This is a genomic window from Microcoleus pseudofavosus SVA1_A4 (assembly GCF_036700565.1).
Classification (GTDB): Bacteria; Cyanobacteriota; Cyanobacteriia; order Cyanobacteriales; family Microcoleaceae; genus Microcoleus.
Genome location: NZ_JAUBPE010000040.1, coordinates 1 through 25,467 on the forward strand (window position 1 = coordinate 1; position 25,467 = coordinate 25,467).

26 protein-coding genes and 1 riboswitch are annotated in these 25,467 nt (G+C 47.5%); of the genes, 15 read left to right on the forward strand and 11 right to left on the reverse strand.

Going from position 1 to position 25,467, the window contains the following annotated elements:
• Positions 1-94: 94 nt before the first annotated feature.
• The gene (locus tag QUA02_RS18105) at positions 95-985 is read left to right on the forward strand and encodes a pentapeptide repeat-containing protein (protein ID WP_333029626.1); all 891 of its coding nucleotides are present in this window, start codon (positions 95-97) and stop codon (positions 983-985) included.
• Between the two features lie 103 nt (positions 986-1,088).
• Here the strand turns inward: QUA02_RS18105 and psbA are convergent, their stop codons facing one another.
• From psbA to cobG, 4 genes are all read right to left on the reverse strand, one after another.
• Positions 1,089-2,171: a photosystem II reaction center subunit D1 gene (gene psbA, locus QUA02_RS18110; protein ID WP_333029629.1), complete on the reverse strand. Its 1,083-nt coding sequence runs from the start codon at positions 2,169-2,171 to the stop codon at positions 1,089-1,091.
• 228 nt (positions 2,172-2,399) lie between these two features.
• The gene (locus QUA02_RS18115) at positions 2,400-3,110 is read right to left on the reverse strand and encodes a precorrin-2 C(20)-methyltransferase (RefSeq protein ID WP_333029631.1); all 711 of its coding nucleotides are present in this window, start codon (positions 3,108-3,110) and stop codon (positions 2,400-2,402) included.
• On the reverse strand, positions 3,107-3,736 hold the full coding sequence (locus tag QUA02_RS18120) for a precorrin-8X methylmutase (protein ID WP_333029633.1): 630 nt from the start codon (positions 3,734-3,736) through the stop codon (positions 3,107-3,109). The genes QUA02_RS18115 and QUA02_RS18120 overlap by 4 nt, the downstream gene beginning before the upstream one ends.
• A gap of 76 nt (positions 3,737-3,812) precedes the next feature.
• Positions 3,813-5,264, reverse strand: coding sequence for a precorrin-3B synthase (gene cobG / locus QUA02_RS18125; protein WP_333029636.1), 1,452 nt, complete (start codon positions 5,262-5,264; stop codon positions 3,813-3,815).
• A 43-nt stretch (positions 5,265-5,307) separates the two neighbouring features.
• Positions 5,308-5,387: riboswitch (adenosylcobalamin-variant (AdoCbl-variant) riboswitch) on the reverse strand.
• 204 nt (positions 5,388-5,591) lie between these two features.
• Here cobG and QUA02_RS18130 point away from each other — a divergent pair.
• The 6 genes from QUA02_RS18130 to QUA02_RS18155 all read left to right on the forward strand — a co-directional run bounded on the left by QUA02_RS18130 (position 5,592) and on the right by QUA02_RS18155 (position 9,866).
• On the forward strand, positions 5,592-5,996 hold the full coding sequence (locus tag QUA02_RS18130; RefSeq protein WP_333029638.1) for a hypothetical protein: 405 nt from the start codon (positions 5,592-5,594) through the stop codon (positions 5,994-5,996).
• 167 nt (positions 5,997-6,163) lie between these two features.
• The gene (locus tag QUA02_RS18135; RefSeq protein WP_333029640.1) at positions 6,164-6,667 is read left to right on the forward strand and encodes a GNAT family N-acetyltransferase; all 504 of its coding nucleotides are present in this window, start codon (positions 6,164-6,166) and stop codon (positions 6,665-6,667) included.
• 95 nt (positions 6,668-6,762) lie between these two features.
• Positions 6,763-7,545, forward strand: coding sequence for a HipA family kinase (locus QUA02_RS18140; RefSeq protein ID WP_333029642.1), 783 nt, complete (start codon positions 6,763-6,765; stop codon positions 7,543-7,545).
• A complete protein-coding gene (locus tag QUA02_RS18145) occupies positions 7,523-7,975 on the forward strand; it encodes a DUF3037 domain-containing protein (RefSeq protein WP_333029644.1) in 453 nt (150 codons plus the stop codon). Before QUA02_RS18140 ends, QUA02_RS18145 begins: the two co-directional genes overlap by 23 nt.
• Before the next feature lie 7 nt (positions 7,976-7,982).
• Positions 7,983-9,191, forward strand: a complete 1,209-nt coding sequence (gene cbiE, locus QUA02_RS18150; protein ID WP_333029647.1) for a precorrin-6y C5,15-methyltransferase (decarboxylating) subunit CbiE — start codon at positions 7,983-7,985, stop codon at positions 9,189-9,191.
• A gap of 288 nt (positions 9,192-9,479) precedes the next feature.
• Positions 9,480-9,866, forward strand: coding sequence for a DUF433 domain-containing protein (locus QUA02_RS18155; protein WP_333029648.1), 387 nt, complete (start codon positions 9,480-9,482; stop codon positions 9,864-9,866).
• A 48-nt stretch (positions 9,867-9,914) separates the two neighbouring features.
• Here the strand turns inward: QUA02_RS18155 and QUA02_RS18160 are convergent, their stop codons facing one another.
• Genes QUA02_RS18160 through QUA02_RS18175 form a run of 4 tightly spaced genes read right to left on the reverse strand, consistent with a single transcriptional unit; the run spans position 9,915 to position 14,387 of the window.
• Positions 9,915-10,250, reverse strand: coding sequence for a XisI protein (locus tag QUA02_RS18160; protein WP_333029651.1), 336 nt, complete (start codon positions 10,248-10,250; stop codon positions 9,915-9,917).
• Positions 10,238-10,657 (reverse strand): XisH family protein, encoded by a 420-nt coding sequence (locus tag QUA02_RS18165; RefSeq protein WP_333029652.1) that lies wholly within the window; start codon positions 10,655-10,657, stop codon positions 10,238-10,240. Before QUA02_RS18165 ends, QUA02_RS18160 begins: the two co-directional genes overlap by 13 nt.
• Before the next feature lie 48 nt (positions 10,658-10,705).
• On the reverse strand, positions 10,706-10,936 hold the full coding sequence (gene vapB / locus QUA02_RS18170; RefSeq protein WP_333029654.1) for a type II toxin-antitoxin system VapB family antitoxin: 231 nt from the start codon (positions 10,934-10,936) through the stop codon (positions 10,706-10,708).
• Between the two features lie 46 nt (positions 10,937-10,982).
• Positions 10,983-14,387 (reverse strand): class I SAM-dependent DNA methyltransferase, encoded by a 3,405-nt coding sequence (locus QUA02_RS18175; RefSeq protein ID WP_333029655.1) that lies wholly within the window; start codon positions 14,385-14,387, stop codon positions 10,983-10,985.
• Between the two features lie 53 nt (positions 14,388-14,440).
• Between QUA02_RS18175 and QUA02_RS18180 the strand changes: the two genes are divergently transcribed.
• Positions 14,441-14,950 carry a RusA family crossover junction endodeoxyribonuclease gene (locus QUA02_RS18180; protein ID WP_333029656.1) on the forward strand — a complete coding sequence of 170 codons (510 nt, stop codon included), beginning with the start codon at positions 14,441-14,443 and terminating at the stop codon, positions 14,948-14,950.
• Positions 14,947-15,621 (forward strand): hypothetical protein, encoded by a 675-nt coding sequence (locus QUA02_RS18185; protein WP_333029658.1) that lies wholly within the window; start codon positions 14,947-14,949, stop codon positions 15,619-15,621. Before QUA02_RS18180 ends, QUA02_RS18185 begins: the two co-directional genes overlap by 4 nt.
• A 69-nt stretch (positions 15,622-15,690) precedes the next feature.
• On the opposite strand, the gene cphA is transcribed toward QUA02_RS18185, so the two are convergent.
• From cphA to QUA02_RS18200, 3 genes are all read right to left on the reverse strand, one after another.
• Positions 15,691-18,411 carry a cyanophycin synthetase gene (gene cphA / locus QUA02_RS18190; RefSeq protein WP_333029661.1) on the reverse strand — a complete coding sequence of 907 codons (2,721 nt, stop codon included), beginning with the start codon at positions 18,409-18,411 and terminating at the stop codon, positions 15,691-15,693.
• A 337-nt stretch (positions 18,412-18,748) separates the two neighbouring features.
• Positions 18,749-19,642, reverse strand: a complete 894-nt coding sequence (locus tag QUA02_RS18195; protein WP_333029664.1) for a cyanophycinase — start codon at positions 19,640-19,642, stop codon at positions 18,749-18,751.
• Between the two features lie 65 nt (positions 19,643-19,707).
• The gene (locus QUA02_RS18200) at positions 19,708-19,866 is read right to left on the reverse strand and encodes a hypothetical protein (RefSeq protein ID WP_333029666.1); all 159 of its coding nucleotides are present in this window, start codon (positions 19,864-19,866) and stop codon (positions 19,708-19,710) included.
• Between the two features lie 107 nt (positions 19,867-19,973).
• On the opposite strand from QUA02_RS18200, the gene trmD reads away from it, so the two are divergent.
• The 6 genes from trmD to larB all read left to right on the forward strand — a co-directional run bounded on the left by trmD (position 19,974) and on the right by larB (position 25,455).
• Complete coding sequence (gene trmD / locus QUA02_RS18205; RefSeq protein WP_332982396.1) at positions 19,974-20,669, forward strand: tRNA (guanosine(37)-N1)-methyltransferase TrmD; 696 nt, start codon at positions 19,974-19,976, stop codon at positions 20,667-20,669.
• 386 nt (positions 20,670-21,055) lie between these two features.
• Positions 21,056-21,535, forward strand: coding sequence for a 2-C-methyl-D-erythritol 2,4-cyclodiphosphate synthase (gene ispF, locus QUA02_RS18210; protein WP_333029667.1), 480 nt, complete (start codon positions 21,056-21,058; stop codon positions 21,533-21,535).
• 44 nt (positions 21,536-21,579) lie between these two features.
• A complete protein-coding gene (locus QUA02_RS18215) occupies positions 21,580-22,125 on the forward strand; it encodes a hypothetical protein (RefSeq protein WP_333029668.1) in 546 nt (181 codons plus the stop codon).
• Positions 22,103-22,678 (forward strand): PIN domain-containing protein, encoded by a 576-nt coding sequence (locus QUA02_RS18220; protein WP_333029670.1) that lies wholly within the window; start codon positions 22,103-22,105, stop codon positions 22,676-22,678. Before QUA02_RS18215 ends, QUA02_RS18220 begins: the two co-directional genes overlap by 23 nt.
• Before the next feature lie 41 nt (positions 22,679-22,719).
• Positions 22,720-24,480, forward strand: coding sequence for an ABC transporter substrate-binding protein (locus QUA02_RS18225; RefSeq protein WP_333029672.1), 1,761 nt, complete (start codon positions 22,720-22,722; stop codon positions 24,478-24,480).
• Positions 24,481-24,648: 168 nt separating this feature from the next.
• Positions 24,649-25,455: a nickel pincer cofactor biosynthesis protein LarB gene (larB, locus tag QUA02_RS18230; RefSeq protein ID WP_333029673.1), complete on the forward strand. Its 807-nt coding sequence runs from the start codon at positions 24,649-24,651 to the stop codon at positions 25,453-25,455.
• Positions 25,456-25,467: the final 12 nt, after the last annotated feature.

Genomic DNA, 25,467 nt, shown 5'->3' on the forward strand with positions numbered 1-25,467 from the left:
GATGCACCTTACTTGCTCTCCATTTTTGGACACCATACCTAATTTACCATTATTTGAGCCTTAACTGAACCGTATTGGGTTATGTCGTGCTGATTTGTCGGACACTGATTTATCTGGCGCTGATTTGAGTAGTGCTGATTTAAGCGGTGCTAATTTAAGCGGTGCTGATTTGAGTAGTGCTGATTTAAGCGGTGCTGATTTGAGTAGTGCTGATTTAAGCGGTGCTGATTTAACAGAGGCCAATCTTGAATCCGCGAATCTCCAAGGGGCACAACTCATAGCAGCGGATCTCACAGATGCAAATCTTGAAAGAGCATATATAAAACAGGCGAATTTTACAGAAGCTTACCTCACCAATGTAAATCTGAAATTAGCCATCTCTGAACCGAGAGCAACAAACACCAGTTGGACTCAGCTAGAGTTTAATTTTACAGATGCTAATATTTCTAAGCACACAAAAATACAGGGTATATTAGCTGAGCTGGGAAAAAGTTTGGGTTTTACAGTATGGATTGCTAGAAATGACCATCGAAATAAATATAAAAATCAAGAACTAGGAAAACTTAGCTCAAAGAACTTCCCTTTAATAGTGCCTCAAGATTTTCCTCAAAAAACTGAGAAAATTATTCAACTGATAGATGTTATTTGGTTCAGAAAAGAATTTCAGCAAATTGAAGCAGCTTTTGAGGTGGTATGCACTACGAGTATTTACTCAGGCTTGCTGCGAATGGCAGACCTTTCACTTTGTTCAAAACGTGGGTTGTTTGGATATAATGCTCCTGATTTTCATTGCTATACGGTTATTCCTAAAGCAAGGAAAAGGAGTTTTGAAAAACAGTTAGGCAGACCCATATTTCAAGAGCATCAAATCTTTCAGCTTTGCAAAGCAATTAATATTGAAGATATAGAATCCAAGTGGGAGAGTGACCCAAATATTATTCAGAAGATATCTTATGGTTTGGGTCAAGATGCACCCATCAATTGATCGATTGGTAGCTACTTACCTCTTGACCTCATAATGGAGCGATACTTTAAACAAAAAGCGCCCCTATTTCTAGGAGCGCTTTTTGTTGATCTCAAGTTAAAAATTAACCGTTGATAGAAGGAGCAACCATTGCTACGGGAGTGGTTTCACCAGCAGCCAAGTCGAGCGGGAAGTTGTGAGCGTTGCGCTCGTGCATGACTTCCATACCCAAGTTAGCGCGGTTGATAACATCAGCCCAAGTGTTGATGACGCGACCTTGAGAGTCGATAATCGATTGGTTGAAGTTGAAACCGTTCAAGTTGAAAGCCATCGTGGAGATACCCAAAGCGGTAAACCAGATGCCGACAACTGGCCATGCGCCTAACAAGAAGTGCAAGGAACGGCTGTTGTTGAAAGAAGCGTATTGGAAAATCAAACGACCGAAGTAGCCGTGGGCTGCAACGATGTTGTAGGTTTCTTCTTCTTGACCGAATTTGTAACCGTAGTTCAAAGATTCGGTTTCGGTTGTTTCGCGAACCAAGGAAGAGGTAACTAAAGAACCGTGCATGGCGGAGAACAAAGAACCACCGAAGACACCAGCTACTCCCAACATATGGAAGGGGTGCATCAGGATGTTGTGCTCGGCTTGGAACACGATCATGAAGTTGAAGGTGCCGGAGATACCCAAGGGCATACCGTCAGAAAAGCTGCCTTGTCCGATCGGGTAAATCAAGAATACTGCGGTTGCTGCTGCAACAGGTGCAGAGTATGCTACGCAGATCCAAGGACGCATACCTAAGCGGTAAGACAGTTCCCATTCACGACCCATGTAGCAGAAGATGCCGATCAGGAAGTGGAAAACTACCAATTGGTAAGGGCCGCCGTTGTACAACCACTCATCGAGGGAAGCAGCTTCCCAGATTGGGTAGAAGTGCAAGCCGATCGCATTAGACGAAGGAACAACAGCACCTGTGATGATGTTGTTACCGAACATCAAGGAACCAGCAACTGGTTCGCGGATGCCGTCGATGTCTACAGGGGGTGCACCGATGAAGGCGACGATGTAGCAGATGGTGGCAGTTAGTAAGGTAGGAATCATCAAGACGCCGAACCAACCTACATAAATGCGGTTGTCGGTGGATGTGACCCAGTTACAAAACAGGTCCCACAGGTTAGCGCTTTCGCGCTGCTGTAAGGTTGTGGTCATGGTTTTATGATTGCTTTATTGATTTGTCAATGTTCGTAGCGGTTGTGTTTCCCGCCATGTAAATAAACATAAAGCATATTCTCAGGTTTGTAAAGTATCTTAATAACAGGTTAACTGATGAGAGTCATAAGCTTGAGTTATCTATATCAGGAATCCTGGATAAATGGGCAAGAATGCACAAAAAAATAGGGAAAGCCTGGAAGCTTGTCGCCTTCAGGCATGAAAATATTAAGATACAGACTTTTGCTGGCTGGGTATCATAATGAGAGCCCAATAGGGAACTTCAGCAGGATCGACATCTGCGATCGCCCTAATTCGCTGATTCGGCATAGTTGCGCGTTCGATATACAAAGCTCGATCGAACTGCCCCAAATCAATCAGCACATCCCGAACCTTCGCGAAGTGTCGGCCCAGCTTAATAATCACCGCAGCATCAACAACCGCCAGCCGATCGCGCAAAACCTCAGCATCCAGCGTCGCAGGCATAATGCTTAACACATCGTTACGATAAGTCAGCGGCACTCCCAAAGCCGCCGCACTCGCCATTGTCGAAGAAATTCCCGGCACAACTTCAGTAGTGAATTTTCCCGACAAACGGTTGAATAGATACATAAACGTGCCGTAGAGAAAAGGTTCGCCCTCACACAACACAGCCACATCCCGTCCTTCGCTGAGGTGGGCAGCAATTTTCTCGGCAGCAAGATCGTAATAAGGTTGAGACGATCGCGTCGGACTAAAAGGCAGCGGCATCGGAATCTCAATTTGTTCTGGGCGCAGGTAATCTGCGACGATCGCCCTGGCGAGCACCTTACCGTTTTCCATCGCCGGATAGGCAATCACCGGCACCGATTGCAAAATCCGATAAGCTTTCAAAGTAATCAATTCAGGATCGCCAGGGCCGATGCCCAATCCGTACAACTTACCAGTAGTCTCAGTCATAATTCATCCTTTTTCGCTAACGCATTCACGGCCGCCGTTGCCATTGCACTGCCGCCGCGCCGCCCGTGTACTGTAATAAATGGCACTCCCCGACTGTTCGCAGCGAGTTCCGCTTTGGATTCGGCCGCCCCCACAAATCCTACCGGGAAACCCAGAATTAAACTTGGTTTCGGGACTCCATCATCTAACATTTCCAGCAGTCGGAACAAAGCAGTCGGGGCATTTCCAATTGCCACAACCGCACCTTCCAAATCCTTTAGCCACAAATCAAGGGCTGCGGCCGATCGAGTATTTCCGATTTGTAGCGCCAATTCTGGGACTTCGGGATGCCAGAGGGTGCAAATTACCGCATTGTCGGCGGGGAGACGTTTGCGGGTGATGCCTTCGGCTACCATGCGGGAATCGCACAGGATTGGTGCGCCGGCGGCGAGGGCGTTGCGCCCTGCGGTGGCTGCACCGGGGGAAGCTGCTAAATCTGCGACAATATCTGTCATGCCGCAACTGTGGATCAGGCGCACTGCGACGGATTCTAAGTCGGGCGGTAAGGTTGACAAATTGGCTTCGGCTCGAATTGTGGCGAAGGATTTGGTGTAGATTTCTGTTCCGTCTTTAATATAATCAAGCATTATTTAAAACTGGATTTTTTTTGAATGAACCGCGAAGGCGCTAAGGGCGCGAAGGAAGAAAGATCGAGAGAGGAATTCACTTGTGATTTTGTTTTTTGAGGCTAAGCAACTGCTGCAATTGGTCGATCGCACTTCGATCTACAAATTCGCCTAATGATTCGTCGGGCGATCGCCATCGCTGATATATTTGCAGCAACTTGTTCATAGAACTCGATATCTCTGCCACACTCACCGCCCGGAAAATTTGCCGCCCAAAAGGCGAGTCTGTTGTACCTGCGTAAATGTCATAACCTGCGATCGTCTCATTTCCTTGTTTTATCTGAATTCCCACCAACGTTATATCAATTGGAGAATGCTGGGCGCAGGATTTTTCGCAACCGCTGAAATGAATGTTGATTGGGCGATCGATCTGCATTTTTTGCGATAAATCTCTCACCATTGCTAGGGCGTGACTTTGAGTGTCTGTCATCGCGGAAGCACAGCCGCTGCTACCGGCACAAGCAACTAAGCACGAGTCTAGATTGGTTGCGGATGAGTGCAATTCCAAGCGGGCGATCGACTTTTCGAGTTCGCAAATCCGGGAGTTGGGGATGTCAGAAATCAACAGATTTTGCCAAGGTGTGAGCCTCAGAGTGCCTCGACCGAAGTTTTGGGCTAAATTTGCCAAATCTCGCAATTGCTGCGATTTTAGCCTGCTTAGCGGCAGTGCTATTCCGATGTATGAGAAACCGGATTGTTGTTGGGGGTGAATGCCGAGGTGTTGGTGATGGGCGATCGACCTTTCAGACGGAGCGATCGAACTTAGCTGCCATACAAACGGTAAATTATGCTGTATTTGTTCGAGATATTTTTCCACACCCCAATCTGCTAGCAGGTGGCGCAAACGCGGTTTTTTTCCCTCAATTCGATCTCGATTTTTGGTGTATTCAAGATATGTGTTAGCGAGGGCTGCCAATACTGAAATACATTGCGATTCTTGAATTGTAATCCCTGTATCGCCGTTTAAATACAGCCGAAACACGCTTTCTGAATCGGCATATCGCCTTTCTGCTGCTAATAAAATATCGTTGCGAATAGCGCGGATTGAAACTGATTCCCCGCCGTCAAAACCAACACTGAATTTAGGCGAAATTTCTGACAATTCGGGATGCGTTTGCAGGTAATTATCCCAAGCTTTAACTAGCGGGCGAATATCGAGTAACTGCTGGCGATCGATCCCGGCTGTCGGGCTTGCCATAATATTGCGAATCGGGTCAATTTCAACGCAGCGAGATGCTATTCCCAATTCTTGCAAATCGTGCCAAACTTCAGCAGAAATTGCCGAGTTTAAGTCTCGGATTTGCAAATTAGCGCGATTTGTTACTTGCAAACAGCCGCTACTGTATCGATCGACTAAATCTGCGATCGCCCGACACTGCGGTACATTTAAAATTCCCCCCGGAATCCGCATCCTCGATAATATTCCGTCTCGGGCGCGGGAACCGCAAAATAAGCCCGGACAAGTCGGTAATTCACTCAAACTTAACAAACAAACTCCTCCCCGTGCGACGCAGGGAATCTAAAGTAAACATCCTGAAATCGGCATTCTGACTTTGACAGTTGCGGCACAGCGCCGGAATTGCACCGGACTTTCCCGCTTTCAGGTTTCAGAAATGTATCACAAGTCGATCGGCATAAACCAGAACGATCGAGTTTCTTAACAAATCTCCGGGCGAGCTCGCCTGTTAGGGGGGAAGTTCGTTTTACGATCTTGCTGATTCCCGAATAATTTTTTATAATCTATAGTCTCCGTCAAAATCACTCTAAGAGTGCTTGACTTCTAACTTCGGCTATAAAACCTGCGATCGCGTTATTTATGACAATTGAAGAATTGCAAATCAAGCTCGCAGATATCAATCACCTTGTTGAGACATTCCAAACCTCAGTAGCTTTGGAAAACTACTACTCGGATGACACTGTGATGATTGAAGGCGACGGTACGATTACTAACGGTAAAGAAAACTGCCGCCAAGGAAGAGAAATCTTTTTTCAACAAATGTTAGTTGAGTTTCGAGAATCAAAATTAATTAGTCAAGACATCGCTGTTTCAGCCGACAAAGATTATGATTTTGTGGTAATTTCCAATTGGTACAATGATTATAGCGTTAAAGTTGAAGGTCAAATCATTGATTCCAAAAGCAACCAAATCTCGATCGGCTATTGGAAAGATGGTTTGGTAGTCAAGGAAAGTTACAACTATCCAGTGATTGCGGTGGTTTAGCGCTGTTTGTTAATTAGACTTACGCAAAACCTGCATAAACCGGGTTTTTTACCTTATCTGTGCGCGATAACTAAGTATTGTCGAAAAACCCGGTTTATGACCACCCGTGCGTCCTGGACTAATATTGATAGGTGCGATCGTTATTGAACCTGAGAAAAATAATCCGCATGATACTTGAAACTCCGAGAGTGGTTTTGAAACCGATTGTAGAGAGCGACCTCAACACGCTCCACGGAATGTTTACTAATTTTTATGTGAGGAGATATCTATGCGATAGCAAAATATTGTCGCAGCAACAAGTGAAAGAAATTATCGAACAGAACACAAGGGTTTTTGCAGAAAATAAATTCGGTTTGTGGTTTATCAAAACTAAGAGCGATCGAGAAATTATTGGATTTGTCGGTTTGTGGTATTTTTTTGATGAACCGCAGCCGCAGTTAATTTACGCGCTGCTGCCGAAAGCTCTTAAAAAACGTTACGCTACTGAAGCATCAACCAAAATATTGGAGTATAGTTTTGATGAACTTGGCTTTGACTATCTGGTCGCAAGTTGCGATCGCCCGAACATCGAGTCGCACAAACTAGCAGAAAGACTCGGGATGAAGCAAGTAGAAGAAAGAATTGTCGATGAAAATCCGATATTATTCTTTAGAATTGATAAGTCAAATTAGCGAGCATTTTCAAGTTTTGGGCGGGTTCTCCTGCCATCCCACAAGAGTTTGAAAAGTTAACTGTCAACTGTCAACTGTCAACTGTCAACTATCAAATGAATTTGCGAACAATCAATGCTACGAGGTACGTCACTCCCCTGCGGGAAGGCGGATCGCTGCCAGCAATTATCGAAGCCGATGATGATGGGATGTACGTGCTCAAATTTCGCGGCGCGGGCCAAGGAGCAAAAGCTCTAATTGCGGAGTTAGTAGCAGGAGAAATTGCTCGCGCATCCGGGCTTCTTGTTCCCGAGATTGTCTTCGTCGAACTCGATCCCGACTTGGCGCGCACTGAACCAGATCCGGAAATTCAAGACTTGATCCGGGCGAGTGCTGGCCTCAATCTCGCCCTCGATTATCTCCCGGGATCGGTGACGTTCGATCCTGCGGTAGAAAAGTGTGAGGCGGATCTCGCTTCTACGATCGTCTGGTTTGATGCTTTTGTGACTAATATCGATCGCACAGCGCGCAATGCGAATATGCTGATTTGGCACCGACGGCTTTGGCTCATCGATCACGGGGCGGCGCTTTATTTTCACCATACTTGGAAAAATTATCTCGATCGCAGCCGCGATCCTTTTAGCCCCATTAAAGACCACGTTTTACTGCATTTTGCCAGCAATCTGCAAGCGATCGACTCGAAAATGACCGAGTTGCTGGCACCCGATCTCATTGAACGCATTGTGAAATTAATTCCCGATGCTTGGCTGGTGGGAGATTCTCCGTTTAGCGGGAACAGCGAACATCGAGATGCTTATCTCAATTACCTGCTGAATCGGTTAAAATCGCCGCATACTTTTTTGGAGGAAGCTATTCGTGCCCGATCGCTTCATGTATGATTATGCTATTATCCGCGTCGTTCCCAGGGTCGAGCGCGAAGAGTTTGTCAATGTTGGTGCGATCGTTTCTTGCGGGCCCGAAAAATTCCTCGCAGCCCGGATTTCACTCAACGAAAAGCGGCTGATCGCGATCGATCCCAAAGTCGATTTAGAAACGGTTTGCAATCATCTAGCCGTCATCCCCGCCATCTGCGCGGGGGGAAAGCCAGCAGGAAAAATCGGTCAACTCCCGCACAGAGAGCGCTTTCACTGGATTGTTGCACCCCGAAGCACGATTATCCAAACATCGCGGATACACACCGGTTTTTGCCATAACCTCGATGCTGCGCTCGATCGGCTCATGGATACAATGGTGCACCCGCTGCGCGATCGGCCTTCTGCGGTGGAAAATCAACAGAATACCCAGATCCGCGACTTCTTAAAACAGTAAAGATTCAATGCACAAATGGCTTTCGGTGGTAGGGATTGGCGAAGACGGATTATCGGGATTAAGCCCGATCGCCCGTTCCCTACTCGATCGATCTCGAGTCGTTGTCGGCGGTGCCCGTCATCTAGCAATGTTACCAACCGACGACACCCGCGAAAAATTGGTTTGGGCATCGCCTTTGCAGACAACAGTTGACGACATCCTCGGCCGCCGGGGAGAGTCTGTCTGCGTGCTAGCAAGCGGCGATCCGATGTGTCACGGAATTGGGGTAACACTGTCGCGCAAAATTCCCATTTCGGAAATGACTGTAATTCCCGCAGCATCGGCTTTTAGTCTTGCTTGCGCCCGTTTGGGCTGGGCTTTGGCGGATGTTGAGACTTTCAGTTTGACCAATCGCCCGATCGCATCGATCGCCCTTGCTTTGTATCCGGGCGCGCGCTTGCTGGTTTTAAGCGCCGATCGACACACGCCGGGAAAGGTGGCTGAATTGTTGACGCAGCGGGGGTTTGGCAGCAGTTTGATGACCGTGTTCGAGCGGATGGGAGCCGGATCGGAACGGCGGATCGAAGGGGTTGCAGCAGCCTGGAATGCAGCGGATTTAGCCGATTTGAACACGATCGCGATCGCAGTTGCAGCCGATCGACAAACTCTTATCCTCCCTCCAACTGCGGGTTTGCCGGATGCTGCATATCACCACGACGGACAACTTACCAAACGGGAGGTTAGAGCCGTTACTCTGTCGGCGTTAGCACCGATTCCGGGTGAGTTGCTTTGGGATGTAGGGGCGGGCTGCGGCTCGATCGCGATCGAATGGATGCGGAGTCATCGCGGGTGCAGGGCGATCGCGATCGAACGCCATCCGACTCGATTGCAATACATCGCTGAAAATGCCTCGACTTTCGGCGTTCCGGAACTCGAAATCGTTGCGGGATCAGCGCCGGAAGCCCTGACAAATTTGCCTCAACCGAATGCTATTTTCATCGGCGGCGGTGTCACCGCAGAAGCTTTGCTGGAAACTTGTTGGAATGCTTTGGGTGAGGGCGGCCGATTAGTTGTGAATGCGGTGACAGTTGAGAGCGAACTTATGATTTTGCAATGGCATTCTTTGCACGGCGGGGAACTAATTAGAATTGGGATTCAGCGAGTAGGGGCGATCGGTTCTTTTCAGGGTTGGAAGCCGCTTGCGCCGGTGACTCAGTGGGCGGTAGTTAAGGGGTAAAACGACTTACCCAAGGGGCGATCGAAGAAACCGGGTTTTTGACGAAATCTGCGGGCTGTAACGCGTTTTCTCAGCAAAAAACCCGGTTTCTGGGCCCCCATGCGTAAGTCAAAAGGTAAAAGGCGATCGATCTATTTTTATCTTTGATATCTAAGTGAATGAAGCAGTTATAAACACGGCGATAACATAAATAGCTTCTTCAAATCTAGCAATATAAAATACCCGATAGGTGTCTTCTGTCCACTATGCTAAGATGAAGGCTGGTTTACATTTTCTGATGAGGTCGTTATGACCAGTTCGCTGTCTCCTACAAGCATTTCTCGCTATGTCACCCGCAATCCTGAAGTTTTGCAGGGGGAACCGATTATTGCAGACACTCAAGTTACTGTACGGGATATTGTGGTGTTTTGGAAATCAGGAATCAAGCCTGAAGAAATTCCACAGAAGTTACTGCAACTCGTGACGGCAGCTCAAGTGTTTGATGCGATTAGCTTTTATCTGGACAATCAGCCAGAAATAGACGATCGGATTGCTTGGTATGAGGCGCGTCCGATGTTGAATGTTTCACCTCTTTTGAGATGTAATCCGTTGCTGAATGAAGTCACGGAATATGTTCAGACCTATCGCCAAGATCGAAATGCTGATATCGATTTTCCTGAGTCTGAGACCCTATGAATCAATATATTCTCGATACCGACCATCTCACACTGCTGCAACACTTTCCTATGCAACTCCAAACCCTGTATACTCTCGCGCATAAGGAGGCTGAACTCCTAACACGATCTCTTCTTTGGGAATCCCCATTTGTACTAATTCATCAGCAAAACTTCGATCGGTTTGATTGCGCTGAATCCAAATTTTTCCATCTTTGATATCTAAGTGAATGAAGCAGTTATAAATACGGTGATGTTCATTCCATCCTAAATCGATAACCAGATAGCGATCGCGTTCTTTGTCAAAAATGAATTCTACTTCTATCTGACCATTAATCGGCGGGTCTTGACCCGATTCGAGCAGTAACTTTTCGATGCACTGGCGATAATAATCTAGTCGATCCATTGGACTATTTCCTCCCGTACTGGGTTGTATACAATAATTTTAACTTGATGTCGTTTGACTGATGCTTTGGGTAATTCGCGTTGGAAGAACGATTCGTAAGAGGCAAGTGGAACTGCTAAATATAAGGTACGCTCTGGATCGAGTTCTTCTAAGACTAAGCGATAATTCAAAAATTGTCCCAAGGCTGTATGAAAATCAGCTAATGCGGAATCGTTCAAAAAACTCTTAATTTCGACTGCGATTTTCTCTCCTGCTTTCTCTGCACCCAAGAGTTTTTCTGCTCCCAAGTCAATCTCCACGCGCTCGTTTTTTGCATACTCAAGCTTCAATGGATCGTGAGTAACCGTCCATTTTTCTTTTTCAAGACCCCGCTTTACCGCATCATGAAATTTATCTTTAGCTGCCATTCGTTTGTTGGTGCTGGATGAGTTTGAAGCATATCGCCACGATATAAGTTAGTTTACCATATACTCCTGCAAATCCTCTAATGGTGCATCAAAATCATCAGCAAGCGGTAAGAGAAACGTGCCTTTCATCATCCCGGCTTGACGTTTATTTTGAGGAGGATTTACGGCAACTTCGTTATTTGCATATTTTGCCGCTAAGAATTCTACATAGTGCAAAACTTCCTGTTTCAGGGAATCTGGCAACTTGACCAGGGTTTCTAGGATGGTGGTTTCTAGCATTAGATAACCTCTTGCTGGATAAGCTCATAATAACAATCGCAACGCTCTAAAGTTCTGCGAGGTGCCAGAAAGTCATCCCATTTTCATTATGACTGAGCAAAATCCCCAAATCTTCCAGACTTTCTAGACAGTCGAGAATGACTTTTTGTTTGCGGCTGGCTGCTTTGAAATGGGCGGTAACTTGGGCGGCTGTCCATTCGCCGCTTTGGGTGCGAAATAAGTCGCGGATGGCCCAAAGTTGCTCTTTGAGGGTTTTGGGGAAGGGTTGTTGTTCCGTGGGGGCAGGAGGGGTTTCGGTTTCGGTGGTGATGCCTGCAAGGGATGGTTGCACGTAGGTTTCGCCTGGGGCTTGGTAGTCGGGGCGCAGCCAGCGAATCAGTCCGTTGCGTTCTTCTTCGGCGCGTTGGGCGTTGAGGGTGACGAGGTTTTCCAGGATTTGGTCGTCGGTGAGGGTGGGTTCCCAACCGTAGGCGGCAAATACGGCGGTATCCAGTTCGTCGTGGATTTGTTTGAGGGTGGAGACTAGGGCTTTTTGGTTGAAGGCTTTGTCTTTGTCGTTGAGGGGTTCGCCTTTGCGGAGTTTTTCCAGGAGGTTGTACATCCCGGTGATGGTGACTTCGGGGTGAGTGGCTTGGACTCGTTTGCGGTGGCTGTCGAGGTGTTCTCCGAGTTCGCGGATGGTTTGTTTTTGGGTGTCCGTGGGGTCGGGGAAGGGGAAGGGGTCGAAGCATTTGGTCTTGACATAAACAGGGGTAGGACCAAGCTGTCCGCCACATACTAATGCCCATTTAACATGAATTTTACTAGAGAGAACACCTAGAAAATAAGCATCATCTAAAGCAATAGCAACAAGTTTATTATCTGGTAAAATATCATAAGCTAGAAATATAAATACGCGATACTTTGAAGTTTCAACAGTAGCTATATAGCGTTTGAGACTCTTTAGTGCATCTCTCAAAATTGTGTTGGATCTACGATAAAGCCACCATTCTGAACGAAGTTTGGGATCGTTATTCATTAAACGTTCAGGTTTAACTCGAACCAATATATATTGATAAGTTTTTGGATATTTTTTTTGTAAATCGTTTTCTGTAAGCCCTACTGTATCTATAATTCGCTTATTTCGAGAATTATGGAGAATATCTCGACCATTAATATAAGGTCTGAGTAAATCAGCTTCAACTAAACCTAAGTCTTGAGAAGCGACTTGAAATCCTTCACTGCCTGACATTACTCCACGACTAACCAGATTGACATTAGCTCCTAATACTTGACTTTTTGTAACATCAGTACCTGCACGAAGGTTACTAAAAATTTTATCGAAACTTTTCCAAGTAATTTTTAGTCGATCGGCCGAGTCTTCAGGAGTTAATCCTTCATCCTCAGAAATCAAAGTTCCCCATTGAGCAAGTCGTTCAAACTTTGAATGATTAAATTCACCCGCAGTCATTGAAATTCTGACTGCCGCACCTTCATCAGTCCAAGGATGATCGGGGATGGCTAGAAACAGCTTGATTGATTTTTGGTGATTCAGATGAAATTCAATTACACTTCGCAGTCTAGCTTGATGAATACTATTTGTTGTAATAAACCCAAAGCGCTCAACTGGACTCAATCGAACCAATTCGGCTGCTTTATGCCACCAATACATCACAAAATCAACTGTATCCGGCACATCTTTATAGACTTTTCGCAACGTTTCTGCATATCCATCTCCTAACCGTTCCCGCATCCTCGCATTCCCAATAAACGGCGGATTCGAGACAATATAATCCGCCTCCTGCCACTCGGCTGCCCTCGGATTCAAATACCGATAAATCGTTACTTGGTTTGTCGGATCGGGAATATCTTCCCCCGTCACCGGACTTTTCATCATCCGCCCGCCCCAGCGAATTCTCACCTTCCCCGCCGCATCCACATCCGGTTCTATTCCGTCATAGGCCAACACCGCATCCCGGCATTCAATATTGTTGTACTCCCGCAACACGGGTTCGATCGGCGGAATATCGCCAAACCGCCGAAAATGCCACTGCAAATACCCAATCCAAATCACCAAATCCGCGATCGCCGCCGCCCTAGGATTGATCTCAATTCCCAAAAACTGACTCGGATTGACTTGAGCAATATCTAACCGCAACTGCGCCGATCCGGTGACATCCTCCAAGCGCCGCAACACCTCCGACTCCAAACCCTTCAACAAATCCAACGTCACATATAGGAAATTCCCCGATCCGCAGGCCGGATCGAGAATCTTCACCTGTTGTAACTCGGTCAGAAATGCTTCTAAAACCGCGATCGCTTTTTTCCTTTGATTCGCAGTCGGTTCCGATTCCCCCGCGTTGAGCAACTGTTTAACCTCCGCTTGTACCGCAATCCAGCGATCGCCCAAAGGTTCCATCACCACAGGCTTTACCAACCTTTCCACATACGATCGCGGCGTATAATGAGCCCCCAACTTACTCCGTTCCCTAGAATCCAGCGCCCTTTCCAACAACGTCCCAAAAATCGCCGGTTCCACATTGCACCAATCCCGCTTCGCCGCCTGCAACAACACTTCCAACTGCGTCTTTGTCAGCGCAAACGCCTGCGACTGGGCAAACAATCCCCCATTAAACCGCAACAGTTTGCCGTGAAAACCAAAACTCGTCCCCTCATTCATCGCCTCCCACAGCGCCTCTACTTCCGGCTTAAACGTCTTCGGATTGAAAATCCACCGCGTTTCCAGCGCTTGCGTAAACAAATGTTCTTTCAGCAACCCCACATCCTCGGCAAACATGGTGAAAATACAGCGCATCAAAAACTGGGCGACTTGCTGCGGATCGACATTCGCCTCCATCCGCTTCGCCAACTCTGCCAAATCTGCCGCCACTTCCCGCGTCACCCGCGCCGCAATTTTCTCCGGGTTGCGCTGCTGCGGATTGCTAAAAATATCGACAAACAAATCGAAAACATCGGCTTTCCGCAACTCGGCCAGCCCAATTTCTCGCCGCGCCCCATAGCCGCCATAATCGCCGCTAAAGCCCATCCACAATTCAAAATGATCGCCAATATCGCAAGTTAACAAAAACGGCGGTTTGCTGCTGAGACTGCGCGTATAGGCGATCGCCTGCACAAACGCTTTTTCCATCTCTCGCAAATAGGTATTAGTTCCCCGCTTTGCCGTTCCCTTTTTGCTAGTTGTTCCGCCCTGTTTTGCCTCAATCAAAAAATGCTCGGCTTTGTAAAAATCAACAAACCCCGGAGTCACTTTCCCGCTGGGGTGAAAAATCTTGACATCCTTATCAAAGCAGTAGGGATCGTTTGGTAGTCGGCCTTTATCGATCGGGCGATCGACTCCCAGCGCATCGCACATTTCCGCAAAAAACAACTGGTAGTTTGCCCGTTCGTTACCGCTAGAACCCGCCCAGCGCTTGATGAATGTTTCGACTCGCGCCCGATCGGCCTCATTCATGCTTCAATCCTGCTGCTTGCTTTTTCCTGATTCTATACTTCGAGCGGTTTGCATTGGCGATTTATCTTGCTATTTTGGTTGGAAACTCCTGGCACCGATTACCCAGTGGGCGACAGTTAAGAGGTAAAATAATCCCCAATCTTCTCTTTAGAAACACTTTGGCGAGATTTGAGTTCATAGTAGATGGCCCACCAGTATCACAACAAGCTCGTAGGCGAGATCTTCTTAAAGCTTGGAAAGTGACAGTGAGGCAAGAGGCTGAAAAATACTGGTCTTCGGAGCAGAAAACAGCTACTGGCCTAGTGATGCTTAAGATAACTTATTTCTACGATTCTGTTAAAATCGATGTAGACAACATAGTAAAGCCAATTCAAGATGCAATTATCGGGCTAGCCTATGTCGATGACGATCAAGTAACTGATGTTCTAGTCCGCAAGAGGAATTTATCAACTAACTTTAAAGTAGAAAATATGACCTCGATTCTAGCGGAAGGATTTGCCCGTGGTAATGAATTCTTGCACATTGTCGTAATTGATGATCCTGACAAAGAGGTACTGACATGATCGCAACCCCAACTGCAAACATAGAAAGAGAGCAACTGCTGAAACTAGCCGAGGAGTATCGTGAGAAAGGTTATGAAATTTCATTTCATCCAAACTCTGAAGATTTACCGGACTTCCTTAAAAGCTATCGCCCGGATCTGATAGTGCGCCGGGGCGAAGAATCGGTGGTTATTGCAGTCAAGTCACGCGCTTCACTCAAGTCACCCTCTACTACATATCTACGTAATTTAGCCCAAGCAGTAGCAGAAAATCCCGGCTGGAGGTTTGAGTTAGTGATGACTAACTCGGAGGATGCAGTCGATATTTCCCAAGCTGAGGATTCTTTTCAAGAGCATGAAATAGAGTTGGGTTTGCAAGTCGCCAAGCAACTTGTAACACAACATCTAGAGTCAGCAATGCTATATTCTTGGTCTTTAGTTGAGGCAACTTTGAGGATTGTTGCCCATAAAGAAGAGCTAAGTTTGCAAAGATTAGAACCGCTGTATTTAGTGAAACAACTGACGGTTGAGGGCGTGATTTCTAAATCCGAATATCAGTTATTAATGAATGCGCGTTCTTTGCGGAACGCTATTGCTCATGGGTTTAAAACTCCACAACTTACGCAAAATTCTGTGTGCGAACTGATTGAGGTTACAGAGAAAATATTGAAAGATAATACGGCGGTTGTCTAAAGCAAAAAGGTTGGGTTTCCTTTCGTTAACCCAACCTATTAATAATGTAATGAAATCAAACTTCAGAGTTTAGCCTTGATTCACCACAGTCGGTTTTAAACTTTCCTGTGACTTCGATCGATCTAAACCATTTTGAACTTCCACAGATTCCTTAATAGGTTTCCGGGCTTCAATTAAGCTCAGAGCTTTGTTGACACTTTCAGGTAAAATCACGACCAAACTGCCGGCCGGCGCCTCATCTAAAGCCTTGTTAACAGCAGTTGTTTCGTCGAGAATCAACTCGTATTCAACTTGAGATTTGTTTGCGGTTCCTGCAGAAATCGCCTCTGCAATTCCCTGGCGAATTAACTGTGCCACAACACCGGGTTCTCGCCCGCGCCTGTCAATATCTTCTTTGACAATGATCCGATCGAACATCTCGGCCGAAAGTTTGCCCAGCGTGACAAAATCTTCATCTCGCCGGTCTCCAGGGGCGCCGACTACCCCGATCCGCTGTCCCGGCCAATTCAGCACGAAACTGCCCAAAGCTTTGTAGCTGTGGGGGTTGTGGGCGTAGTCGAGCAAAGCGTGATAGCTGCCCAATTTAAACAAATTCATCCGTCCGGGAGTTTGACCCACCGATGCTTGGAAGCTTGACAAAGCCGATCGAATATCTTCTATTTTCAATCCTTGGGCAAAAGCCGCCAAACAAGCTGCTAAAGCATTAGCAATCATAAACGGCGCGCGCCCGCCCATCGTCAGCGGCACGTTCACAGCCTGCTCAATTCTCAGCGTCCAATCGCCTTTTAAGATCGACAAATACCCATTTTCGTAAATCGCTGCCAGCCCGCCCGCAGCGGTATGTTTGGCAACCAGTTCGTTATCCGGGTTCATCGAAAAATATGCAATTTGAGCCTTGACACGCTGCGCCATTTGTGCTACCAGCGGGTCGTCTGCATTCAAAACTGCATAGCCTTTGGGCATTACCGACTCGACGAGGACGCTCTTGAGTTTGGCCAGTTGTTCCACGGTGTCGATGTCGCCAATTCCCAAGTGATCGGCCGCGACGTTCAAGACGACGCCGACATCGCACTGATCGAAGCCGAGGCCCGATCGCAAAATTCCGCCTCTAGCCGTTTCCAGCACCGCCACTTCCACCGTCGGATCGGACAAAATCAACTGAGCGCTCTGCGGCCCGGTATTGTCTCCGGTTTCTACCAAATAATCGCCGATGTAAGTGCCGTCGGTAGTCGTGTAGCCGGTAATCTGACCGGTCTGCTTGACGATGTGGGCGAGCAGGCGAGTGGTTGTAGTTTTGCCGTTGGTTCCCGTTACGGCTAAAATCGGCACCCGGGTGGGTTGAGGCGAGGGGAAGAGCATATCGAAGACGGCGCCGGCCACGTTGCGGGGCAAACCCTGACTCGGCGCGACGTGCATTCTGAAACCCGGTGCTGCGTTGACTTCGACGATGACGCCGCTGACATCGCGCAGGGGTTGGGAGATGTCGGGAGTTACTACGTCAATGCCGGCGATGTCCAAACCGATAATTTTGGCGACTCTGGAAAACAGCCAGACGTTTTCTGGGTGGATTTCGTCGGTGCGATCGACTGCAATTCCACCTGTACTCAAGTTTGCCGTCGCGCGCAAGAATACTCTTTTGCCGGCCGGCAATACCGAGTCCATCGCGTATCCTTGTTTTTGCAGCAAATCCAGGGTCAATTTGTCGATCGTGATCCGGGTGAGCACGTTGTCGTGTCCGTCTCCGCGCTGCGGGTCGCGGTTTACTTCTTCAACGAGCTGTTCTACTGTAGACCTGCCGTTGCCCACGACGTTAGCGGGGACTCGTTCTGCGACTGCTACGACTTGCCCGTTGACTACTAATACTCTGTGATCGCGGCCGGTGTAGTAGCGCTCGACAATCACGTTTTTTGTTTTCGATGCCGCGCTGGCTAAGTCGTAGGCTTCTTGTGCTACTTCCCAGGAATTGATGTCGATCGTAATGCCGCGGCCGTGGTTGCCGTCTAGGGGTTTGAGGACGATCGGATAACCGCCGACATCTTCGATCGCCCCGCGCAATTCGTCCAAATAATTAATCACCGTTCCTCTGGGAACCGGCACGCCGGCGCTGCCGAGAATATTTTTGGTACCTTCCTTGTCGCAGGCCAGTTCTACCCCCAAAACTCCCGTGCGGTTGCTCAGAGTTGCCTGAATCCGCTTTTGGTGAACCCCGTAGCCGAGTTGAATCATAAACCGGGCGCTCAAAGGCATCCAAGGAATGCCGCGAGCTTCTGCTTCCTTGATCAGTGTTTCCGTGCTCGGCCCGAGGGCTGCGGACAAACCAAATTCTCGGAGGTCTCTCAAATCTTGGACTAATTCTGCTGCGGGATAAGTGCCGGTTTCGGCAATGCTCTGGCACATCCGCACCCCCGCTCGGGCGGCATAGCGACCTGCTTGTTCGTTTTGATACTCGATTACTACTTGGTAAGTGCCGGGGGTCGCAGTCTCGCGGGTGCGACCGAACCCGACCGGCATTCCTGCCATTTCCTGAAGTTCTAGGGCTACGTGTTCGATTACGTGTCCCATCATCGTGCCTTCTCTGACACGTTGCAGGAAGCCTCCCCGATGGCCGGGAGAACAGTGATGCTCGTTCAAACTCGGCAGCGCGGCGATCAACCCTTCGTAGAAGCCAGGAATTTCAGATGTGGTTTTATCTGCCCACTCCTCTAAATCCAGACGCATCAGAACGAGTTTGTGGCGTCGGATGCTCCAGTAGTTGGGGCCGCGTAAGGTCTGGATTTTAAGTATTTTCATGACAGTTAGAGGGGTATGGGGCGCGAAATCTTATAGATAATTGAAGCATTTATTCAATTTCGATCTAGATTGCTCGATCGACTGTTCGCTGCGAACAGTTTGGGACTGAATTTCCAGTTATGGGCGACCCACTTGAAAATTCATCTCCCAGCGATCGGCTAGAAACAAGTACAGGTCAATGGCACGCAAAAACTAGAAGCCCGAAGGTAGAATTTTCTGTGATTCTGCCTTCTGGCGTCAGCCGGTGGCTGCTTCGCAATCTATTCTATTGTTGTATTCATGATTCTGCCGGAATGCCACATAATTTTTGTCGAATCAATGAGTCTGAAATTCTGCGTTAGTTGGCTGTGCGACATTCCGGGGGCCAGCCAGACTCGGAACAGGCTGCCGATGGCATTGGTTTGCCTAGGGGCATATTGTAGCAATCTCCGTGACACAGGACGTGCAAGCGCATATTGAACAGACTTAAGGGTTCTGTCGCTCCTACCACCGACTCATTGGTATAAAAATTTTCCCTAGAATCAACAATAGTCACAGTGCCTTTACCGAGAATTTTCATAGTATCGTCTCCCTCAAACAAGGCGCAGGTGTCTTCGTCAATACCAATAGCGAGGCGATCGGGATGGCTTGCAACAGCCGACAGCAAGCGAGCCATGCGGTTGCGGTTGTGAAAATGCTGGTCTACGATGATCTCAGGAATAATGTTAAGTCCGTTTGCCATGTCTACTAAAGAGCGGTTCGGCGGGGCCCCGCTCCCGCCGCCGGCAATCATGTGATATCCCATCACCGCAGCACCCGCGCTGGTACCGGCGAGGGTAATCTTGCCTTCGAGAGTTTCTTTGCGAATTTTCTCCATCAGCGGGGTGTCCGCCAGCAGCCCGCAGAGCCTCAGTTGGTCGCCGCCTGTGATGAATACGCCCGTACAATCTTCTAAGTAATCTTTCCACACGGGGTTTTCGGCTTGTTCCCGTTCGCGGATGTCCACTACTTTGACGGCGCTAACGCCCATTTCGTCAAATATGGTGCGGTAGCGGTTGCTAATTCCTTCGGGATCTCGCGAAGCGCAGGGAACGATCGCCAGCCGAGCGTTTGCACCCCCAGCACGGCAAAAAAAGGTGTTCAAAATCTCCCGTCCGTGAACTTTGTCTTCGGCTCCCCCGATGACCATAATCGAGGTTTTTGTGCGCTGGGGAAGATTGTGTTCAAGGGCTTGAGATGTCAACTGCTGCATGGTGTGTCTTCCTCTGGTGGATGTGAAATTCAATTTTGCCGTGACTGTGGGTAGAATGGAGCTTTTTAAGAGTGAATATTTTTTTGTGCGAGTGAGGTGCGATCGCCGATCGCGCGATCCAGCAGTTGTTTGGGGGCGAGTTTACAAAGCAGCCGGTGTCCTGAGAACAGATTATTTTTGTACAAAACCGACTCGCAGACAAAGGAAGAGAATTTAACTTGCAAAAATGCTCAGAGATTATAAGAAATTATAAAGAATAAAGCAATTACTGAAAACTGAACTCCCTCTAAGGGTCAAACTAGAGGTGATGTATCAATAAATTCCAATAATTGTGCGCTTTGACGTAGTTACCTTATTTCCAGAATTTTTCCGGGCTCCCCTAGAATCGGGACTGATGGGCAAAGCCTTAGCTAAAAAGATTGCTGAGGTGAATTTTGTCAATCCCCGCAATTTTACCACAGACAAGCACCAGCGAGTCGATGACGAGCCTTACGGGGGCGGAGTGGGGATGCTGATGAAGCCGGAACCGATTTTTGCTGCGGTGGAGTCGCTGCCTGTTTTGCCGCGGCGGGAGGTGATTTTGCTGACTCCCCAGGGGGAACCGATGCAGCAGCCGATGTTTCGGGAGTTGGCGGCCGATCGCGATCAGTTGGTGTTGATTTGCGGTCATTATGAGGGTGTGGACGATCGAGTGCTGCATTTGGTCACTCGCGAGGTGTCTTTGGGGGATTTTGTGCTCACGGGGGGCGAAATTCCGGCTTTAGCTTTAATTAATGGGGTTTTGCGATTGCTGCGGGGAACTGTGGCGAAGGAAGATTCGCTGAAGTTTGAGAGTTTTGAGGACGGACTTTTGGATTATCCGCAGTACACTCGACCGGCGGATTTTCGGGGATTGAAGGTGCCCGACGTGTTGCTATCTGGCAATCACGCGGAAATCGCTCGCTGGCGCAGGGAACAGCAAATTGAAAGAACTCGATCGCGCCGGCTGGATTTGTACGATCGGTGGTTGGAGGAAAGGGGAGAATAGGAGAAAGGGCGATCGCACGGGTGGTCAGAAACCGGGTTTTTTGCGGTAATACTTCGTTGCAGTCCACAGATTCGGTAAAAAACCCGGTTTCTTTGGTTTTGATGCCTCCAAAACCGTATATGTAAGATCCTAATAAACTTTGAATTCGCCTTTGTAAGTCTTTGAGTTCAGGAGAGCGATCGAGAAGTCCGCGATAATTTTCTAGCGTTTCCAGCATTAACGGTTCTCTCACCCCTCTAACAGCTTTAGGATTGCCATAACTGCTGAGGAAATCAGCAAAAAAAAAATCTTTAACACTCGGAGCGGCATTAAAATATAAATTCACTTATCTCCCTGAAAATATGAAATAATTGTCTTTCGATATACTTCCAAAACCTAAATTTTACATGAACATCCGCATCGGCAACGGTTACGACATTCACTGCTTAGTTCCAGAACGCCCCCTCATCCTCGGCGGCGTCCAAATTCCCCACGAATTAGGATTACTCGGTCACAGCGACGCAGACGTACTTACCCACGCTATCATGGACGCGATGCTCGGAGCTCTCAGCTTAGGAGATATCGGGCTGTATTTCCCGCCGACTGACCCGAAATGGAAAGGTGCTGATAGTCTCGTATTGCTGGCACAAGTCAATCAGTTAATATTAGATAAAGGCTGGGAAATCGGCAATATTGATTCGGTGGTGGTGGCCGAACGTCCGAAGCTGAAACCGCATATTGAGCAAATGCGCGATCGGCTTTCTACTGTTCTACAATTAAAACCCGACCAAATTGGCATCAAAGCCACCACTAACGAAAAGCTAGGCCCCGTGGGGAGAGAGGAAGGAATTGCAGCCTACGCTGTAGTTTTGTTAGTGCTAAAATAGTTGTCAGGTTATGAAGATTTTCTACTTATTTAGGAGTCGAATTTATGCTCGCCGAAGACTTGGAAATCGAAATGCCGATCGACGTTGACATCATCGCTCTCGATAAGGACGATCGGGTAGTCGTCCTAATTGAGGTCAAAATTATTCAAGCTCAAGAACAAGCAGCAAAGCAGAGGATTGTTGACTACATGATATCTTGGATGAAAGCTGTGTTAGCGAAGATATCCGAGCAACGCACCATCATTCCCTATGCTATGTTTGTTGACACCGAACAAATTCTGATTTTCAAATGGGACGGAGTGAATTTATCTGAACCTGTTTGTTCTCTCAACACTGGTGAAATACTTCGCTATTATGAGCCTGAATTTGGTAAAAAATGGATATCTGAGCGTTACTTAGAGAGTCTGATCGAATCGTGGCTGCGAGACTTAGCGTATAACTGGAAATCTGAAATACCCCCAGAATCAGAACAGATAACAATCATTGGCTTGTTACAAAGGCTGGCTGGTGGAACAACAAAAGCAGGAGTGCAACTTGGTCATTTTGTATATAGAGACAAACTTCTTGATGAGTATTGCCACAGGGCGTGACCCTCAAGCAAGTACGTTGCTGAGGCAAACGCCAGCATCTGTACAGTTGACAATACCCAGTATTTGCTACATGGAATCTTTCTCTGCTTTAGAGGACGAAGTGAAGCGACACAACTATTTCAAACAGCAACTTGACAATCAAATCAGCGAGGCTAATCGAGATTTGACCTCACAGCACGCCCAATCTCTATTTTTAAACTTAGGTCAGTCTAGAACCGACTATGAAAGACGACTCGACGATATAGATTTGCGTCTGCGCGAATCTATTGAGCAGTTGTCTCAAAATGCTGAAATGATTGCCTTAACTGCTAATATGATTCAACAAAGCTTAAACACAATTATCATCAAAAAAGACCCAACAGACAATTTGATTCTGCACTGTATCCTGATTCATGCCCGCTTGCACCCCACAGAGACCAAAGTATTTCTAAGCGGCAACGTTAGAGAATTTCGCAAACTTCCCGAAGTTCAAGATGCTTTGCAACAGGCTGGAGTGACAAAGTATTTTTCGCGCACTGAAGATTTTATCGGTTGGCTGCAATCTCAGTCGTAGTTGCACGGAAATGGTATAGTAAAAAAATTATGAAAATTTCTATGATGTTATATTCAAAACTACGATCGCTCGTGATTTTACTGGCTGCAATTGCCACTATAACTCTGTCTGCGTGTACTCCAGCCCGATCGAACTTAGTAAACAGACTCATCGTTCCCACCCCCAGCGGCCCGGCCACCTTCAACTACCCCCTAAATCAATCTGCATACAGCGTTTTTGGCTATATGTACGAGGGATTGATCAACGAAAACGGCTTGACATCGCAGCTAGAACCAGGTTTAGCCGAGTCCTGGGAAGTTTCTAAAGATGGCAAAAAGATTGTCTTCACCCTGCGAGAGGGTTTGAAATGGTCGGACGGCGAACCGATGACTGCTGATGACATTATCTTCAGCTATGAAAAAATTTATTTCAATGACAAAATCCCTAGCGGTTTGAAAGATACTCTCAGGGTTGGGATGAGTCGCCAATTCCCAAAAGTTAAAAAAATTGACAGCCGCCGCGTTCAATTTTCCGTTGCAGAACCCTTTGCTCCTTTTATTAGATATGCTGGGGGAATCCCAATTTTACCAGCTCATATTTTACAGGAATCTGTAGACAATACAGATGCAGATGGCAAACCTAAATTCCTGGCTACTTGGGGTACGGATACTGACCCTAAAAAAATTGTCGGCAACGGTCAATATCGAATGCTGAGCTATACTCCTAATCAGCGCGTTGTTTTGGAAAAAAATCCGTATTTTTGGCGCAAAGATACGGAGGGAAATCTTCAGCCTTATATCCAGCAAATTGTTTGGCAAATTATCGAAAATACTGACAATCAACTGCTGAATTTTCGATCGGGCGATTTGGATACTCTGGACGTGCAGCCGGAAGTGTTTCCCCTGCTGAAACGGGAGGAAAAACGCGGCAAATATACTGTGTTTAACGGCGGCCCGGACACTGGCAGCGTGTTTATGTGTTTCAATCTGAATAAGGGGCGCAATGCTCAAAATCAGCCGTTTGTAGACCCGGTTAAGTCTCGCTGGTTCGCGACTAAGGAATTTCGGCAGGCGATCGCCTACGGCATTAACCGCGACTCCATGACTAACAATATCTATCGCGGACTTGGCGCACCGCTGCATTCCCCAATTCCGGCGCAAAGTCCGTTCTACTTGTCTCCAGAACAGGGATTGAAAACTTACAGTTACGATCTGCAAAAAGCCAAAGAGTTGCTGTTAAGTGCGGGTTTCAAGTATAATAGTGAGGGTCAATTGTTGGATGCTGAGGGCAACAAAGTGCGGTTTACTTTGTTAATGGCTGCGGGAAAAAAAGTGCGGGAACAAATGGGAACCCAAATTAAGCAAGATTTGGGAAAACTGGGGATGCAAGTTGATACGCAGTTCCTGAGTTTTAACACTTATGTGGAAAAGCTGCGCCTGACACGGAATTGGGATACTTACCTCGGCGGTTTTACGGGAGGTACTGAACCGCACAGCGGCTACAATATTTGGTCTGTTAACGGGACTTTGCACAGTTTCAACCAGGGCCCGCAAGCCGGAGAACCGCCGGTTAAGGGTTGGGAAGTTTACGATTGGGAGCAGAAAATCGATGACCTTTACGTGAAGGCTTCCCAGGAGCTTGATGAGGCGAAGCGCAAGGAACTTTATGGGGAGACGCAGAAGATTATAGCGGAACAAGTGCCGTTTATTTATATGGTGAATCCGCTGACTTTTGAGGCGGTGCGCGATCGCATTTCGGGAATTCGCTACAGTGCCCTCGGCGGTGCTTTCTGGAATTTGTACGAACTGAAAATTGCAGAATAGTCAATCGATTTTAGATTTTAGATTTTAGATTTTAGATTTTAGATTGACTCCACAGATGAATCTGGGAACTTGAACAAAAGTCTAAAATTGTGCCACTCGCAATTTAAGTCGGGGGCTTGTATCCGTTTTTGGGCAGGTCATTAGTTAGCAGTCATTAGTTATTAGTTTATGGAACCTGAAATTTTACAGAAGTTACTCGAATCTGTGGCTGCCGGCGATATTAGCCCGATCGCAGCTTTGGATAAATTAAAGCATTTTGACTTTCAACAAGTGGGCGATTTTGCAAAAATTGACCACCACCGCACATTAAGAACCGGTTTTCCTGAAGTCATCTGGGGCCCGGGGAAAACGCCAGACCAAATTGTTGAGATTATCGAGGCGATGCGCGGGCGAAATCCTGCGGTGATGGCGACGCGAATTGAACCGGAAGTTTTCGAGCAATTGCAGCAAAAAATACCCGATTTGTGCTACTACCAAAAGGCTCGAATTTGTGCAATTTCTGCTGCTAATTCCCCAACTCCGCAGCATCCGGGTACTGTGACTATTATCAGTGCGGGAACGGCGGATTTGCCTGTAGCGGAAGAAGCGGCAGTTACTGCGGAACTTTGCGGTTTTCAGGTGCGGCGTTTGTGGGATGTCGGAGTTGCCGGCATTCACCGCTTGCTGAGCAACCGGCACGTTATTGCCGGTGCTGATGTGTTGATTGCGGTTGCGGGTATGGAAGGTGCTTTGGCGAGTGTGGTTGCGGGTTTGGCAGATTGTCCGGTGATTGCTGTGCCGACGAGTGTGGGTTACGGCGCGAGTTTTGGCGGGATTGCTCCTCTGTTGACTATGCTTAATTCTTGTGCGGCTGGTGTGGGTGTGGTGAATATTGATAACGGGTTTGGGGCGGCGATTTTGGCTTGTCAAATTCTGAGAACCGCTGGCAGAGTGGGGAGAATGAAAGAGGGGGAGAATGGGAGAGAGGGAGAATAGTGAGAAACCCCC